The organism is Roseateles chitinivorans, assembly GCF_002761755.1.
Taxonomy (GTDB): Bacteria; Pseudomonadota; Gammaproteobacteria; order Burkholderiales; family Burkholderiaceae_C; genus Roseateles; species Roseateles chitinivorans.
In genome coordinates, this window is sequence record NZ_PEOG01000060.1 from 19,496 (window position 1) to 35,680 (window position 16,185).

Below are 16,185 nucleotides of genomic sequence, written 5' to 3' on the forward strand. Positions count from 1 at the left end.
TGGCGGACCCGCCCGACGGGCTAGCCGTACACCGCGCGCCGCAGGTCGCGATGCAGGGCGTCGTCGAAGGGCAGCTTCTGGGCGAAGAAGACCACCGCGAGCTGGTTCGCCGGGTCGATCCAGAACAGGGTCGACGCGGCACCGCCCCATGAGAACTCGCCCACCGCGCCCGGCGGCTCGTCCGGCAGGGGCGGCGCGGTACGCACCGAGCCGCCGAGGCCGAAGCCCATGCCGGGGCTTGTCATGAAATGCCGCTGCGTGATCGCCGGATCGAGGTGGTCGACCAGCATCAGCCGCACCGTCGCCGGGCGCAGCAGGCGCACGCCGTCCAGCGCGCCCTCGCCCAGCAGCATCCGGGCGAAGCGCAGGTAATCGTCGATGGGACCGATCAGGCCCGCGCCGCCGCTGGCGAAGGTGAACGGCTGATCGGGCTCGCGCTCGGGCTTGCCATCGGCAGGCAGGCGGTAGGTCGCGGCCATCCGGTGCTTCAGTTCGACCGGCGCGGTCCAGTCGGTCTCCCGCAGGCCCAGCGGCCGCAGGACATGGCGACGCACATGCGCATCGAAAGGCTCCTCCGCCAGCGCCTCCACCAGCCGGGCGACGATGTCGGTCGAGGTGCCGTAGTGCCAGGCCGTGCCCGGCTCGTGCCGCAGCGGCAGCGCGGCCACCGCGCGGCTGAAGGCGGCCAGGTCGGCGGCTCGCTCGAACGGGCTCGCGGCGCGGAACGCGCGGTCGGCGGGGCCGTCCTCCATGGCATAGGTCAGGCCGGCGGTGTGCAGCAGCACATCGCGCACGAGGACCGGCCGCTCGGCCGGTCGCTCGCCGCGACCGTCGTCGGCATGGACCCGCATCGACTTGAACTCGGGCAGGTAGAGCGCCAGCGGATCCTCGAGCCGGAACCGGCCCGCGTCCCACAGCCGCATCAGGGCGACCGACGCCACCGGCTTGGTCATCGACCAGATGCGCGCGAGCGTGTCGCGGGCCATGGGCCGCTTCGCCTCGACATCGGCCTGACCGTAGGCGCCGAAATAGCGCTCCGCGCCGCCTTGCCAGACCAGCGCCGACACCCCCGCCGCGCGGCCGTCGGCCACCATGCGTCGCAGCGCCTGGTCGATGCGCCGCGGCGAAAGTTCCGAGCCGGGGAGCCCGGGCGACAGGCGCAGGATTGGCGCGGTTGCGGTTGCGGAGGGAGCGGGCGCCGCGGCGACCACCGCCGGCGCCGCCAGTGCCGCACCCAGGACACGGCGTCGGGAAGGAACTTGCGTCATGCGCGCGATGCTAGGGCCGTACCCGCCTGTAATCGCGCCCGGTTTCCGGGACGCGATCCGTCCGCCTGATCAAGAAGCGCCGAGGAATCCCGTCCGCCGACGGATCGGCGTCAGGGCGTCGGCGCATCGCCGCGCCGCCTACTTCGCCGCGTTGGGAAAGGCGGGCAGCTTGCCGATGTCGCGCGGGTCATGCTGGATGATGACCGTCGCCTTCAGGTTCTTCTCGATCTGCTTCATCCGCTGGATCGACGCGAGCGTCTGCGCGCGGTCGTCGTTGAAGCCGGGCACGCCGTCGTGCTCGTAGTTCTCATGGAAGTGGACCGCATCGCCGCTCAGCAGCACCGGCCCCATCTCCTTGAGCCGCACCAGCAGCATGGAATGCCCCGGCGTGTGCCCCGGCGCGCGCAGGATCATGACGCTGCCATCGCCGAAGACGTCCTTGTCCGCGCTCAGCGTCTCGACCTTGCGCTTCTCGGCGATCCACTCGGCGAAGCCCTTCGCATTGGCGCCGCTCATCGGCGGCGTGGCGGTGATGCCGTCCCAGTCGCCCTTGCCGATCAGCAGGGTCGCGTTCTTGAGCGGGGCCAGCTGGCCGGTGTGGTCGGCGTGGTAGTGGCTGATGCCGACGTACTTCACCTCGCCCGGCTCGACCCTGATCTGCCGCAGCAGGTCGGCCAGCGGCTTGTTGGTGGCGTTGGGCACCGAGCCCGGCAGGTAGCCGGTGTCCCAGACCATCACGTCGGCGCCGTGCCGGATGACATAGCAGCTGAAGGTGAACGGCTTCGAGGTCTCGGTGTAGGCGTAGGTGTCGCTGAAGCGTCGCGGGTCGTTGCTGCCGCTGCCGCAGTCGAGCCGCGTCAGGGTGACCTCCTGCGCCGCGGCCGACAGGCTGGACAGGCCCAAGAACGCGCCCACCTGGAGCGCCAACCAGAAGCGTGATGCCATTTCGACTCCTTGTCTGCGGGGGCGATGATAGCCACGACAACCGGGGCCCGCCCGCCTGTGCCATTCCTTCACGCTGCTGTCTTCCTGCGCCAAAAGAATCACGCGCTTCACGACCTCCCCAGGTGAAGCCTCATGAGCACGACATCCCGCCGGTCCTTCCTGACCGCCGCGGTCGCCGGCATGGCGGGCAGCCAGGCCTTCGCGCAGACCCTGCGCCAGGCGCTCGCCACCCCCGCCAACAACGCGACCGGATCACTGGCCGACATCCAGCACGTGGTCATCCTGATGCAGGAGAACCGCTCCTTCGACCACTACTTCGGCACGCTGTCCGGCGTGCGCGGCTTCAGCGATCCGCGCCCCATCGCGTTGCCCACCGGCCAGCCGGTCTGGATGCAGCCCGGCACCGCCGTCGGCTCGCAGGTCCTGCCCTACCACTTCGACATCCGCAACACCAATGCGCTGCGCATCGGCCTGGATCACAGCTGGAAAGGCACCGAGGCCGCCTGGAAGGACTGGAACGCGTGGGTGCCGAAGAAGTCCCCCCGCACGATGGGCTACTTCGACCGCAGCGACCTGCCCTTCTACTACGCGCTGGCCGACGCGTTCACCGTCTGTGACGCATACCACTGCTCGATCTTCGGCCCCACCGATCCGAACCGCTTCTACGCGCTCAGCGGCCACAGCAACGCGGTGGTGACCGGCATCTCGGACTCGCGTCTCTACAACGTCACCGGCGGCACCTACAACGGCGACATCGCCAACGACAACCCCGCCGCCCGGGGCAATGAGTGGCTGACCTACGCCGAGACCTTGGAGGCGGCCGGCGTCAGCTGGAAGGTCTACCAGGAGTGGGACAACTACGGCGACAACTACCTCCAGTACTTCAAGAACTTCCGCACCGACGCGGCCGGCCGGAAGCTCACCAGCGCCTCGCCGCTGTATCGCCGCGGGCGTGCCCTGGCCGCGGGCTCGACACAGGCCAATGCCGCGGGCACCACCGGCCAGTGGCTGATCGACGAGTTCGCCGCCGACGTTCGGGCCGGCACGCTGCCGCGCCTGTCCTACATCTGCGCGCCGACCGAGTACTGCGAGCATCCCGACGACACGCCCAACGCCGGCGAGCACTTCACCGCGCGCCTGCTGCAGGCGCTGGTGCAGTCGCCCGAGGTCTGGGCCAGGACCGCGCTGATCCTGACCTACGACGAGAACGACGGCTTCTTCGACCACATGCCGTCGGTGATGGCCCCGCTGAACGCCGATCGCGGCCGCACGACGATGACCGACGCCACCATCGGCGAGGTGGCCAACGGCCAGCCCATCGGCCTGGGCCCGCGGGTGCCGACCCTGGTGATCTCGCCCTGGAGCAAGGGCGGCCGCGTCTGCTCGCAGCGCTTCGATCACACCTCGCTGATCCGCTTCACCGAAGAATGGCTGGTGAGCCTGGGCCACGCGCGTGCGAGCGTGCGGTGCGACGGCATCTCGCCGTGGCGCCGGGCGGTCTGCGGCGACATGACCAGGGCCTTCGACTTCAAGTCCGGCGGCGCCGCCTTCCCGTCCAGCGTCCCGGCCACCGCGGTGTACTTCAAGGGCTGGGGCACCAGGGACGCGCTGCCGCCGGCCAACCAGAGCCTGCCCCGCCAGGAGAAGGCCACCAGCGGCGTACCGCGCCGGGCGGCACCGCTGCCCTACCGCGCCAGCGTCGACGGCATCGCCGCCACGAACGCCCGCCAGTTCGCGCTGAGCTTCGCGAACGAGGGCAGCGCCACGGCCACCTTCATCGTGTACTCGACGCTGCGCACCGATGGCCCATGGCATTACACGGTCGAGCCCGGCAAGCGCATCGACCAGGAGGTCTGGAACTGGGGCAGCGCCGGCATGCAGTTGGCGGTGCATGGCGACAACGGCTTCCTGCGCGAGTTCCGCATGAGCTTCGACGGCATCGGCCGTCTGGCCGCGGCCAGCCTGAGGGAGCAGCCGGCAAGCGCGAGCCTCACGCTGACGCTGCGCAACGCCAGCGCACAGCCGATGCGCTTTCGCATCGTCGACAACGCCTATGGCGACCCGGCGGTCGTGACGATCGACGTGCCGGCGCTGTCCAGCCGCGACCATGTGCGGTCGGTCACCGCGAGCTACGGCTGGTACGACCTGGTGGTCACCGTCGACGGCGACGGCGCCTTCCGTCGCCGCCTGGCCGGCCACGTCGAGGGCGCGGGGCTGGACTTCACCGACCCGGTCCTGAACGGGCTGGGCCAGGTCGCCTGGAATGCGCCACCGGTGCTGCCGCCGAGCACGCCGCAGGTGAGCTTCAGGGCGGATGTCGACCGCGTCCGCATCGGCGGCGCCGTGGCGCTGAGCTGGAGCGGCCTCCCCGCGGGAACGACCCACTGGATCGGCCTGTACCGCGTCGGCATGACGCCGGGCGGCCCGGGATCGCTGAAGTGGAACTATGTGGCGAGCCCGTCGGGATCGCAGAGCTTCCCGCTCGCCGGCCAGCCGGAAGGCGACTACTTCCTCGGCCTGTTCCTCAACGACGGCTATGGCGAGGCCGCGCCGCGCCTGCCGGTGCGGGTGCGCAAGCCCGGCGACGTGAATGCCGACGCCGCGATCACCGCCGCCGACCGCGACGCGCTGCGCAATGCCATCGGCAGCTGCGCCGGCGACACGCGCTTCGAGCCGCTCGCGGACATGGACGGCGACAAGTGCGTCACCCAAGCGGACTACCGCGTCTGGTACCAGCTCTTCAGCAGCCTGTGAGAATTTCCATGAAGCTCCAACCCCTGATCGCCGCCACCGCCCTGGCGCTTGCCTGCATCGGCACGCATGCGGCGACCGTCACATTGACCGCGGCCGGACCGGCCAAGGCCGGCGAAGGCGTCGACCTCCTGATCAGCGTGCTCGATCCGTTCGGCGGCCTCGCGGCCGACGAGGAACTGCTGTCCTTCGGTTTCCGCCTGAGCTACGACACCAGCCGGCTGTCCTTCGCCAGCTTCACGCCAACGGCCGGCTGGGACGACGACAGCCCCTGGCTGGGCGCCGGCCAGTTCGGCGGGTCGAGCTTCCCCGGCATGGCCAACCAGGGCCAGGGATCGCTGCTGCTGGGCACGCTGCACTTCGACGCGCTGCAGGCCGGTGCGACGCAGGTCGGCCTGATCACCGAGGCCGCCAACCTGAACCACGGCCTGGGCTACCTGTGGAGCGGCACGCAGCCCCTCGATGCCTCGCTGCGGCTGGAGGTCTCGGCCGTGCCGGAGCCTGCTTCGGCCTTGCTCGCCGCGCTCGGCCTGGGTCTGGTGGGGGTGACGACGCGGCGTCGGGTCGGCGGGTAAAGCGCGTTGGTCGCCACGGCGATGGCGATCGGCGCGCTGTCGGCCATCACGCGCCTCGATCGGTGCGGCCGGCGGCGCGCCGCGCGCCGATCCCGGCAACCAGGGACCCGAGCGCCACCAGCGCCGCGCCGCCCCAGAAGACCGGCGGCAAGGGCGCGCTCAGCAGCAGCGACGCGAACAGTGCCGACATCACCGGCGTGCCGTTGGCCGCCAACCCGAGCAGATGGATGTTCCCGCGCAGCACGCCGAGGTTCCAGAGCGTGTAGGCCAGCGTCACCGCGGTGCTCGCGAGCACGACCTGGATGACGACATGCGCCGACACCTGCATCGGCGGGCGGTCCGGGTTGAGCGCATGCACCACCCAGAAGCCGACCGCGCTCAGCGCCATGAAGAACCACAGCGCGTTCCTGCCCTCGGCCATGTAGCGGGTGCAGGTGCTGTAGAGCGCCCACACGATCGCGCCGACGAAGGCCAGGCCATAGGCCAGCGGATTCGACGCGGCGTTGTGGAAGAAGCGCGCCAGCGACAGCCCCTCGGGCGGCGAGGAGGCGGTCACGACACCGGTGAAGGCCAGCGCCAGACCACCCAGCATCAAGGCATTCAGCCGCTGCCCGCCGGCGATCGCGGAGCACAGCACGGTGAGGCTGGGCCACAGGTAATTGACCATGCCGACCTCGATGGCCTCGTGCCGCGTCCGCGCGAAACCGAGCGCGAGCACGAAGCACAGCTCGTAGCCGACGAACAGCGCGGCGCCCAGCCAGAGGTAGCGCCGCGGCAACTCGCGCAGCGGGCGGCGCGTCGGCAGCAGCAGCAGGGCGGACAGGGTGAACATCACCGCCGGCGCGCCGGTCCGGCCGAGGAACTCGATCGTGCTGCGCGTGACGCCGACGGAGGTGCTCCAGAAGAGGATGGCGATCAGGCCGAGCAGCGTGGCGCCTTGGGTACTGCGGGACAAACGGGGCTCTCGAGGCAGGTCGACCAGCGTGTCGACGGACAAGGACATGAAGACCGTCTTCCGGTCTCCGGCCAGGCCGGAAGTAGACCATCGATCCCACGCCAGTCAGTGCCTGACCGTTTTCCATGCAGCCGCCGCCACGCGGCGGCGCCAGGCTCAAGCGCGGTGGCCTCCGTTCAGCGCGCCTGCTGGTAGACGCGCACATGCGCCACTTCATAGCTGACCGGGAAGATCGCATCGTCGATCTCCCCGCCCAGGTCGCCGCCGATCGCGAGATTGAGGATCAGGAACTGCGGCTTGTCGAACGGCCATTGCGCCGGTCCCTGGTCCAGGTTCGGATAGGCGGCATGCACCTGGCCATCGATGCCGAAGCGGATCTCCCGGGGCGTCCACAGCATCTGGTAGTCGTGGAACCGGTCGCAGGCGGTCGCGAGCTTGCGGCCATCGCCGACGCCATGTCCGCCGTGGCCGGAGCTCGTGTGCACCGTGCTGAAGACCCAGTCCGGCTTCTGGCCCATGTGCTCGAGGATGTCGAGCTCCCCGGCGGCTGGCCAGTCGCCCTGGCTGCCCAGGGTCCAGATCGCCGGCCAGGTGCCGCGGCCGCAGGGCAGCCTGGCGCGGATCTCGAAGAAGCCGTAGGTCCACTCGGCCTTGCCTTTGGTGATCAGCCGCGTCGAGCTGTAGTGCTGGCCGCCCCAGTCGGGCCGGGAGGACAGCGCCTCCTTGCGCGCCGTGATGAGCAGCCGGCCATCTCGCACCACCGCGTTCTCCGCCCGCGGACCGGCGTAGTACTGCTTTTCGCGGTTGTGCCAGCCCTGCTTGTTCATGCCGGTGTCGTAGGCCCACTTCGTCGCGTCCGGCAGCCCGTCCCGGTCGAACTCATCCGACCACACCAGCGTGTAGCCGGCCGGCAGGCCGATCGGCCCGTCCGCCGCGCCGCCCTTGCCGGTGGCCGTCTGCGCCAGCGCCGAGCCGCCGTCGATCGTCAGCGCCGCCAACAGCGGCAGCGCGGCCCGGCGCCGCGTCAGTCGTTGCTTCATGAACGGGATCTCCTTCTTGAGGTTGTCCGGGGACGGAGGGGTGTGGTCGTCGCGGTGGTCGCCAAAGCGGTGGTCGCCATCGCGGGAGTCGCCCTCGCGGGAGTCGCCCTCGCGCTTGCGGTCATCGCCGCGGCGGGTCGGTCGGTGCCGGCCGCGGTCCCTGGCCGGGCGCCGACCATCGCCGCTCAGCGCTTCGCGCGCCGCAGCAGCAGCTGCTCGGCATCCGCGAGCGCCGCCTTGATCGTCTTCTGTCCGCGCAGCACCTTGTCCAGCTCGGTCTGCACGACTTCCTCGGCGAACTTGTTCTGCTTGTGGACCGGCAAGGCGGTGATGCGCAGCGCATCGTCGCGCCACAGCAGCCGTGCCCGCTGCCCGCCGAGAAAGTCCACCGGCTCGCTGAAGAACGGGTCGTCATGCACGTCCCGCAGCGCGGGGAAGGCGTCATAGCTCTTGAAGGCCTGCAGTTGCCGCGCCGGGTCCAGCGTCATCAGCTGGATGAACCGCCAGGCCAGTTGCTTGCGCGCCGGCGCCGACCGCCGTGCGATCGCGTAGAAGGTGCCGCCGTAGGGCACCTGAGAGCCGCCCGGCAACGAGGCCGCACGCCACAGGCCCTTGGTCTGCGGCGCGACGAAGGCGTTGAGCTGGCCCACCAGCCAAGCGCCCGAGAGCTCCGTGGCCAGCCGCCCCTGCTTGAAGCCGGCGCCCCAGTCGTTGGACCAGGCCTGCACCTTCGCATCCAGTCCCTTCTGCCGGGCCCGCAAGGCCACCTCGAAGGCGCGCTCGAAGCGCGGTGTGTTCACCAGCACCCGCGACTCGGTGTCGAAGTAGACGCCCTCGCCGGGCCGCAGGCCATCGGCCACCAGGATGTCCTTGATCTCCTGCACGTTGGCGATCAGGTAGGCGCCGGTCCGCGCCTTGATGCGCTCGCCGGCGGCGACATAGCCGTCCCAGCTGCGCGTGAGCTCCTCCGGCGCCAGGCCCGCGCGGTCCAGGATGTCCTTGCGATACAGCATCGTCCCGGGGCCGATGTCCGCCGGCATGGCGACCACCGCGCCGTTGCGCGCGATCGCCTGGTCATAGGCATAGGGCACCAGCCGCGCCCGCACCGACTCGATGCCGAAGGGCGGCTGCCGCAGGTCCTCCAGCCCGCCGCCCTGCGCGAAGCGGCCGACGAAGCTCGCCTCCAGCGCCATCACGTCGGGCAACCCGACCGCCGTCGACAAGGCAGTCGTCATCGCCGTGTGGTGGTCGGCGTACTGCCGCATCAGGATGCGCAGCTCGACGTCCGGATGCAGCGCCTGCCACGCCGGGATCGCCGCCTTGGCGATCTCGTCCATCAACGGGAAGGCGGCGACCGTCAGCACCTCGCGCGGCTGCGCCCGCGCCGGCACGACCAGCAGGCCGCTCCACGCCGGCGCCGTCATCGCCGCGATCAGGCCGCGGCGGGAGAGTCCTCGGGCCGCGCTCAAAAGTCGAGCTCTATCGTCAGGCTGGCGCCTTCGGCCAGCGAGCCGCCCGGCGGCGGCTGCAGATAGACGCCGAAGCGCGAGGCCTGTCCCGGCCAGCGCTGCGCGCTGAGCGCGGCGATCTCCGTGTCGATGCCCACCTGCGCCTCGCCGGTGTCCGGATCGACATTGGGCACGACACAGCGCTCGCAGGGCATTCGATGCACCAGGCGTCGCCACGCGCCCTCGCCGTCGCGCCAGACCATCTGCGTCAGATGCTCCTCGATGAAGGGCATCACCGCGTCGGGCCCGCCGCCCAGCACCAGGTTGGGCCGCAGCCGGCGCACATCGACCGGTCCCCGGCCTTGCGTCGCCAAATGCTCGTTGAGCTCCGCCACCGACGCTGCCGACACCGCATGCAGCGGGTTCGGCGCGGTGGCGAGCATCGCCTCGCGGTCCAGCTTCACCAGCCGCAGGTCCTCGCCGGTCAGCTCACGCAGGAACTGAGCCGCCAGCGCGCCGGCGTCGCGTCCGGCATGGGCCACCATGCGACGCTCGCCGGGATGCCAGATCAAGGCCTGGGTCGCGCCGCCCTCGGGCTCGCGCGACAGCCGCAGCGGCTGCTGCCCGCCGCCGCGCAGCAGCAGCGCGTCCGGCAGCAGCCCCGGCTGGAGCAATGCCAGCTTCGGATGCGAGCCCAGCCAGGCAAGCTCGCCGCGCGCGTCGATCACGATCCACTCGCGATCGCCCTCGATGCGTCCGTCGGCATCGAAGCGGAGCTCAGGCACGCGCGCGCCGGCGCAGGACTTCACCGGATACAGGTAGAGCGCATCGACGCGGGCGGACGCGGTGTGATCGGCGACGGTCATGGGAGCGTCCCCGATTCAGCGCGGCAGCAGGTAGGTCGCGATGCAGCGCGCCGGCAGCGCCGCGACGCCGGCCAGGCCGTCGATGCGCAGCGTGAAGCGGTGCTCGCGCTCGCTGCGATTCATCACGACGACGGCGATGCTGCCGTCCTCGTTGAGCGCGGCGGTGCATTCCAGGTCCTGGCTGCTGGCCGAGCACAGCACCCGATGCGCGCCGGGCCGGATGAAGCGGCTGAAGTGGCCGAGGTAGTCGTACGAGCTCTGCGGCATCAACCGGTTCTGCTCGCGGTCCGCGAGCATCGGCGCGCTGCACAGGTTGCCGACGTGGTTCGGCCCGCCGGTCTCGTCCAGCAGCAGGTTCCAGTCGATCCAGCCCACCGTCCAGCGATTCAGGTCGTTGATGATGCTGCGCCCGTAGCGCTCGCCGGTCGACCACGATCCGATGTGCGGGCCGCCTTCCTGGCAGCCCTCGGTGAACAGCAGCTGTTTGTCCGGATAGGCGTCATGCAGCAGGCCGACATGGTCGAAGTGGTCCTCGACATACCAGTGGAAGCCGCAGCCCCAGACATACTTCGCCGCCTCGGGGTCCGAGTAGACGACGTCGGCGCGCTGCACCATCTGGTCGCGGTTGTGGTCCCAGATCACGATGCGGATGCGCTGCAGGCCGGCCGCGTGCAGCGCCGGGCCAAGGTGGTCGCGGACGAAGTCGCGTTCCTCCTCGGCGCTGTAGACGCAGGAGTCCCAGCGCTGCACCGCGTCGGGCTCGTTCTGCACCGAGACGCCCCAGATCGGCACGCCCTCGGCCTCATAGGCCTGGACGAACTTCACATAGCACTGCGCCCAGGTCTTCGCATGGCGCGCCAGCAGCTTGCCGCCGTTGTTCATCTCGCCGTTGGTCTTCATCCAGGCGGGCGGACTCCAGGGCGAGACCAGCAGCTTCATCGGTCCCGGCGCGACCTTCATCGCGGCCTGGATCATCGGCAGCAGCGCGCGGCGGTCCCGATCGATGTTGAAGTGGGCCAGCGCCTCGTCGCCCGGGACCTCCGCATGGGCGTAGTTGCCCAGCGAGAAGTCGCAGCTGTTCATGTGCACCCGGTTGAAGGTATAGCCGTGACCGGCGCCGGCGTCGAAGTAGGCCCGCAGCAGCGCGTTGGCCTCGGCGGGCGGGAGCTTCTGCCAGGTGGTCGCCGCCGCTTCGGTGAACGCGCCGCCGAAGCCCTCGATGCGCTGGAAGCGCCTGGCGCTGTTCACCACCAGCTTGGGCATGCCGGCGATCGCGGCATCGGCCATCAGTCGCGCCACTGGCTGCAATGCCAGATCCGGCTGCGCGGCCAGGCGCGTCGAACTCGCCAGGTCCGCGCCTTTGGCGGACAGCGTCCATCGCAGCGACGCGCTCGCGCGCGCCGTCGTTGTCTCCGTCATGGGAATGCCCTTTTGCTGCGCGCTTATGAAAGCGCTTTCAAGCACCGAGCATAGGGGCAGTCGGTCCGACGGTCAATCCAGGGATGGCCCGAGGCGCCCGGCGCCGGGCCGCCCGCTCAGATCGCGATCGCGTCGAAGGCGATCGGGACGCCGGTGGTGGTGCCGGCATTGGGATTGCTGCGCGCGCCGGCCGCGAGCGATGCAGAGCCCTCCGGCCACAGGGCGAGGCCGCCGGCCAGGCTCCAGGCCCGCGCATGGCCGAGGCGGCGCAGCGCCCGCGCCGCCTGCGCGCTGCGGTTGCCGCTGCGGCAGAAGAAGACCACCGGCGTGTCCGCCGGCAAGGCGCGCCAGCGCGGCAACGCGTTGATCAGCGCGGACAGCGGCACCGCCTCGGGCCCGAGCGCCTCGTTCGGGCTCAGCCGCGCCTCGTAGGCCTCGCGCACGTCGACGAGCACCGGCTTCGGATCGGCGCCCTCGCCCAGCAGTGCCTGCAGGCCGGCCACGTCCAGCTCGACGCGCTCCGCCGACCTCGCGCAGGCGACGCGCGCGCCGCATGCCATGGTCTGGTACTCGGTCGGCGCAAGGTCGCGCTCCAGCACGCCCTTCTCGATCGCGAAGGCCTCGGCGCTGAGGCGCCCCTTGAGCACGCCGTCGAGCAGCGGCTGCGCCTCGCATTCGACCGCCAGCGTCGTGGCGAAACGGTCGTCATAGTCGTGGCCCGGCAGCAGCAGGCCCCCCAGGCCGACATTGCGCTCCAGCGTCTTCAGCGACGACGCGAAGGCGGCCGGGGCACTCTGCGGGAAGTCGCTGCGACCGAGCGCACCCGGCATCACCGTGTCGCCGACGAAGGTCGCGACCAGCTCGCCGCCGGCGTGCAGCAGGTAGGCGGTCGAGTCCTCGGTGTGGCCGGGGACCTCCAGCCGCGACAGGCGGTATGCGCCCAGCGCGATCACCTCCGCGCCCGAGGGCCAGCCCAGCGGATCGACCTGCCCCTGCCGGGCGTCCTCCGCCAGCAGTTCCGGCACCGCGTCGCGCAGCGCCTGCGCCGAGGACGCGTGATCGCCATGGCTGTGGGTGTCGAGCACCGCCGCCAGCGTCAGCCCGCGACATCGCAGCCACTGCGTCAGCGTGCCGGTCAGCTCCGGCAGCGGATCGACGATGACGCAGCGGCGGCTGCCGACATCGGCGACGACGTAGCAGCAGGCGCCGTCGACGCTGAAGCGGGTCAGCAGGTCTGGCGCCTGCGGGGTATCGTTCGGCGAGGGCATCTGGCAGGTCGCGCGCAGCGACTCGCCGCAGGCGCGCACGCGGCGACAGGCCTCGTCCAGCGTGGCGTCGGCGTCGGCCGCGCCGAAGGACAGGCGCACCGCCGAGGCGGCGCGCCATGCCGGCAGGCCCATGGCCTGGAGCACATAGCTCGGCGCCGCCTTCGAAGCGCCGCAGGCCGATCCGCCGCTGACGCGCAAGCCGGCGGCATCGAAGAGGTCCAGCAGCAGCTTCGCGGCCAGGCCCGGGACGGAGACATTCAGCGTGGTCGGCAGGCTGATGTCGAAGGGCGCATTGAAAACCACCTCGGGGAAGGCGTCGCGCAGCGCGTCGGCCAGCCGCTGGCGGCGGTCGACCAGCTGGCTGAGCGAGGCGAAGGTGCTCCCTTGCTCGAGCGCGTCCAGCACCGCGCCCAGCGCGGCGATGCCCGCCATGTTCTCGGTGCCGGAGCGCAGCGCGCCCTCCTGGCCGCCGCCGGCCATCAGCGGCGTGAACGGGGCGCCCTCGCGGACATAGAGCATGCCGATGCCCTTGGGCGCATAGAGCTTGTGGCCGGAGAACGGCGCGTAGTCGATGGCTCGCTCGCCGAGCTGCAACGGCAGCTTGCCCAGCGCCTGCACGCCGTCGACCAGCCACAGCGCGCCGCTGCCGCGCAGCACCTCGGCGATGCCGTCGAGGTCGCTGATGACGCCGGTCTCGTTATTGGCCGCCATCGTGCAGACGAGACCGGCCGAGCGCACCTGCTCGCGCAGCCAGGCAAGGTCATGACGGCCGTCGAGGCCCACCGGAATCGCGACCACCTCCAGCCCCAGGCCGAGCAGCGCATTCCAGTGCTTGAGCGCCTCGGGGACGGCCTTGTGCTCGGTGGCGCCGTACAGCAGCCGCGGCGGGATCGGCTGGCCGGCGTCGCGCCGCTGGCGCAGCGCTGTCAGCGCGGAGAGGACGGCCGTCTGGATGCCTTCGGTCGCGCCGCTGGTGAAGACCAGCCGGCCGCCCGGCGCGCCCAGCACCCGGCGCGCGGTGGCACGGACTTCGTCGAGCCGGGCCCGCGCCTTGAGGCCGCTGCCGTGGATGCTGCTGGGGTTTCCGAATGCGTCCGCCATCACGGAGAGCGCGGCATCGCGGGCCTGCGGCAGGACGGGGGTGGTGGCGTTGGCGTCGAGATAGATTTCCATGGCCGACGATTGTCAGAAGGCGACCGGGGAATCCGCATGCAAAATCCGCCTGTTCTTCATCGCTTTCAGCAAATGCGTTCCAACGCTGGTGGAAATGACAAAACTTGATTCCATTGACCGCAAGATCCTGCATGTGCTGCAGCGGGATGCGGCAATTCAGGTCAGCGACTTGGCGGCGGAGGTGGGCCTGTCCACGACGCCTTGCTGGCGGCGGGTGCAGCGGCTCAAGGAGTCCGGCGTGATCACCCGCAACGTGATGCTGGTCGACCCGAAGAAGGTCAACGTCGGGGTGACGGTGTTCGTGTCGGTGCGGACGAGCGTGCATTCGCAAAGCTGGTTCGAGCAGTTCTGCGCGGCGGTCGAGGCGATCCCGGAGGTCGTCGAGTTCTACCGGATGAGCGGCGATGTCGACTACCTGCTGCGCGTGGTCGTCCCGGACATCGCCGCCTACGACCAGGTCTACAAGCGGCTGATCGCCAACACGCAGCTCTCAGACGTCAGCTCCAGCTTCGCGATGGAGGAGCTGAAGTTCACGACGGCCCTGCCCTTGTCGTATATCCCCTGAGGCGGGCGTCATGCGGGCACGCCCGCGGCGGCGGGCGCGGCGAGCAGGCTGTCGGCCTCCACGCCGCCCAGCCGGTGCAGGGTCTCCGCGACATGGCGGCCGAACAGGCGGGCCGTTCGCAGGTCGCCGGCCGCGAAGGCATCCGCTGGCGCGCCGTGTGCGGACTGGGCCATCAGCCCGGACCAGGAGCCGAGCCGGTTGGCCGCCTCCGCCTCGGGCACGCCGCGGTGCTGTTCGGGCAGCAGCGGATTGCCGACCCACACCATGCCGTGCTGCATGCAGAAAATGAACAGCGACATCAGCGTCGACTGCTTGTCACCCGACGGCAGCGAGGACACGGTGAACGCCGCCGCCAGCTTGCCGCGCAGGCGCTGGGTCCTCCACAGCGGACCGGTCGCGTCCATGAAGCTCTTGAACGGCCCGGACACACCGCCCAGGTAGGTCGGCGAGCCCAGCACCAGGCCGTCGTAGGCGATCAGGTCGGCCGGCGCCGCGATGAGGTCCTCGGCCTTCAGCAGGTCGACCGCAACGTCGGGCACGCCGCGGGCGCCCATGCGGATGTGCGACGCGATGTGCTCCGTGTGCCCATGGGCGCTGTGATAGACGATCGCGAGGCGACGTGGCGCTCGGGCCGGGCGGTCGGTGGGAATGGCAGGGGCCTTCATTGAAGTCCTTTCGACAGGGGCTTTCGACAGGGAAAACGGCGGCGGAGCCGCCGAGTGGCCGGAGTCGCTGGCGGCGCGGTGCGGCCAGGCGCAGTCAGCGCAGCGCTTGCAGCACCAGGGCGCTGACCAGCAGGCCGACGCCGAACACGAAGTGATTGACCAGGTTGCGCAGCCGGTTCTGGAATGGCGCGGCGGTGCGGCTCGCCGCGACGCCGGCGCCCATCGCGGGTTGCATGACGAACCAGGGCATCAGCACGGTGGCGATGCCGACACCCACCGCCGGCTCCCAGCTCGGCGCGAGCAGCCAGCCGGGTCCGGCGATCACCACGAGCAAGGCCGCGAAGGCGATGCCGACGGCGTAGTGCACCAGCCATCCGAGCAGCGCTTCGCCGCGGACGGCCGGTGCCTGTCCGATCGACGCGTGAGCGAAGCGCCCATGCGCCATGTGCGCGACCCAGCGTCCGATCCAGGCCATCGGCTGCGTGGGCACGCCGGCTCGTCGCAGCGCCATCAGCCAGAGGTCGAGGATGGCGGTCGCACCGACGCCGATCAGCGCGATGTGGCCGAGGACACCCCGCGGCAGGGCAAGGAGAAGGAGGGGCGGTGGGCTGGTCATCAGGGGCCTCGTGGGCAGTCGCAGGCAGTCGTGAGGGGTGGCGGGTTGACGTGTGGCGTCGATGGGCGGCACGATAGAAGTTGAAGTCAACTTCAAGTCAAGCGCCCATGAGCCAATCCCCACCCGGACCGATGGACATCGCGCAGGTCGCGAAACGGACCGGCATCGCGTCCTCGACGCTGCGCTACTACGAGCAGCGCGGGCTGATCCGGTCGCTCGGCCCGGCCGGCACGCGGCGCCAGTTCCCGGCGAAGGTGCTGGACGACCTGGCGCTGATCGCGCTGGGCCAGGCCGGCGGGCTGTCGCTGGACGAGATCCAGTCGATGCTGACGCCGACCGGTCCGGTGATCGACCGCCAGTTGCTGGCGGCCAAGGCCGTCGAGATCGACGCGACGATCCGTCAGCTGCGCGCGATCAGCCGCGGCCTGAAGCATGCGGCCGTCTGCCCGGCCAAGAGCCATGCCGCCTGCGCGACCTTCCGCGGCCTGCTCAAGGCCGCCGCGTCCGGTGCGCTCGACCGGCGGGTGCAGTCGCGGTTCCGCCGGGACGACTAGCCGCGGCCGCGGCCCCGCTCGCCCGCGGGGTCACCACTTCAGCCAGTGCCGCCCGGCGAGCGCCCCCAGCGCCGCCG

General features: G+C 70.8%; 14 protein-coding genes. 4 read left to right on the plus strand and 10 right to left on the minus strand.

All coding sequences use genetic code 11. The features are described from left to right. Positions 1–20: 20 nt before the first annotated feature. On the minus strand, positions 21–1,268 hold the full coding sequence (locus CS062_RS19275; RefSeq protein ID WP_099863183.1) for a serine hydrolase domain-containing protein: 1,248 nt from the start codon (positions 1,266–1,268) through the stop codon (positions 21–23). A gap of 138 nt (positions 1,269–1,406) precedes the next feature. Continuing rightward, on the minus strand, positions 1,407–2,213 hold the full coding sequence (locus CS062_RS19280; protein WP_099863184.1) for an N-acyl homoserine lactonase family protein: 807 nt from the start codon (positions 2,211–2,213) through the stop codon (positions 1,407–1,409). Between the two features lie 132 nt (positions 2,214–2,345). Here CS062_RS19280 and CS062_RS19285 point away from each other — a divergent pair, with 132 nt between their 5' ends. Together CS062_RS19285 and CS062_RS19290 are read left to right on the plus strand one after the other, a co-directional pair. Further along, positions 2,346–4,967, plus strand: coding sequence for a phosphocholine-specific phospholipase C (locus CS062_RS19285; protein WP_099863185.1), 2,622 nt, complete (start codon positions 2,346–2,348; stop codon positions 4,965–4,967). An 8-nt stretch (positions 4,968–4,975) separates the two neighbouring features. Further along, positions 4,976–5,539, plus strand: coding sequence for a cohesin domain-containing protein (locus CS062_RS19290; RefSeq protein ID WP_099863186.1), 564 nt, complete (start codon positions 4,976–4,978; stop codon positions 5,537–5,539). A gap of 46 nt (positions 5,540–5,585) precedes the next feature. On the opposite strand, the gene yddG is transcribed toward CS062_RS19290, so the two are convergent. From yddG to CS062_RS19320, 6 genes are all read right to left on the minus strand, one after another. Then, positions 5,586–6,542, minus strand: coding sequence for an aromatic amino acid DMT transporter YddG (yddG, locus tag CS062_RS19295; protein WP_099863187.1), 957 nt, complete (start codon positions 6,540–6,542; stop codon positions 5,586–5,588). 128 nt (positions 6,543–6,670) lie between these two features. Then, positions 6,671–7,534: a glycoside hydrolase family 16 protein gene (locus tag CS062_RS19300; RefSeq protein WP_099863188.1), complete on the minus strand. Its 864-nt coding sequence runs from the start codon at positions 7,532–7,534 to the stop codon at positions 6,671–6,673. A gap of 185 nt (positions 7,535–7,719) precedes the next feature. After that, positions 7,720–9,003 (minus strand): extracellular solute-binding protein, encoded by a 1,284-nt coding sequence (locus tag CS062_RS19305; protein ID WP_233218154.1) that lies wholly within the window; start codon positions 9,001–9,003, stop codon positions 7,720–7,722. Then, positions 9,000–9,848 (minus strand): MOSC domain-containing protein, encoded by an 849-nt coding sequence (locus tag CS062_RS19310; protein ID WP_099863190.1) that lies wholly within the window; start codon positions 9,846–9,848, stop codon positions 9,000–9,002. Before CS062_RS19310 ends, CS062_RS19305 begins: the two co-directional genes overlap by 4 nt. Positions 9,849–9,863: 15 nt before the next feature. Continuing rightward, the gene (locus CS062_RS19315) at positions 9,864–11,267 is read right to left on the minus strand and encodes a glycoside hydrolase family 30 protein (RefSeq protein ID WP_233218155.1); all 1,404 of its coding nucleotides are present in this window, start codon (positions 11,265–11,267) and stop codon (positions 9,864–9,866) included. Positions 11,268–11,383: 116 nt separating this feature from the next. Beyond that, the gene (locus CS062_RS19320; RefSeq protein ID WP_099863191.1) at positions 11,384–13,708 is read right to left on the minus strand and encodes an aminotransferase class V-fold PLP-dependent enzyme; all 2,325 of its coding nucleotides are present in this window, start codon (positions 13,706–13,708) and stop codon (positions 11,384–11,386) included. A gap of 94 nt (positions 13,709–13,802) precedes the next feature. On the opposite strand from CS062_RS19320, the gene CS062_RS19325 reads away from it, so the two are divergent. After that, a complete protein-coding gene (locus tag CS062_RS19325) occupies positions 13,803–14,273 on the plus strand; it encodes an Lrp/AsnC family transcriptional regulator (RefSeq protein WP_099863198.1) in 471 nt (156 codons plus the stop codon). Positions 14,274–14,281: 8 nt separating this feature from the next. Here CS062_RS19325 and CS062_RS19330 read toward each other — a convergent pair whose 3' ends face one another. Together CS062_RS19330 and CS062_RS19335 are read right to left on the minus strand one after the other, a co-directional pair. Beyond that, positions 14,282–14,938, minus strand: a complete 657-nt coding sequence (locus tag CS062_RS19330; RefSeq protein WP_099863192.1) for a flavodoxin family protein — start codon at positions 14,936–14,938, stop codon at positions 14,282–14,284. A 94-nt stretch (positions 14,939–15,032) separates the two neighbouring features. Next, positions 15,033–15,554 (minus strand): DUF2938 family protein, encoded by a 522-nt coding sequence (locus CS062_RS19335; RefSeq protein ID WP_099863193.1) that lies wholly within the window; start codon positions 15,552–15,554, stop codon positions 15,033–15,035. Between the two features lie 131 nt (positions 15,555–15,685). On the opposite strand from CS062_RS19335, the gene CS062_RS19340 reads away from it, so the two are divergent. Beyond that, positions 15,686–16,108, plus strand: coding sequence for a helix-turn-helix domain-containing protein (locus CS062_RS19340; RefSeq protein WP_099863194.1), 423 nt, complete (start codon positions 15,686–15,688; stop codon positions 16,106–16,108). Positions 16,109–16,185: the final 77 nt, after the last annotated feature.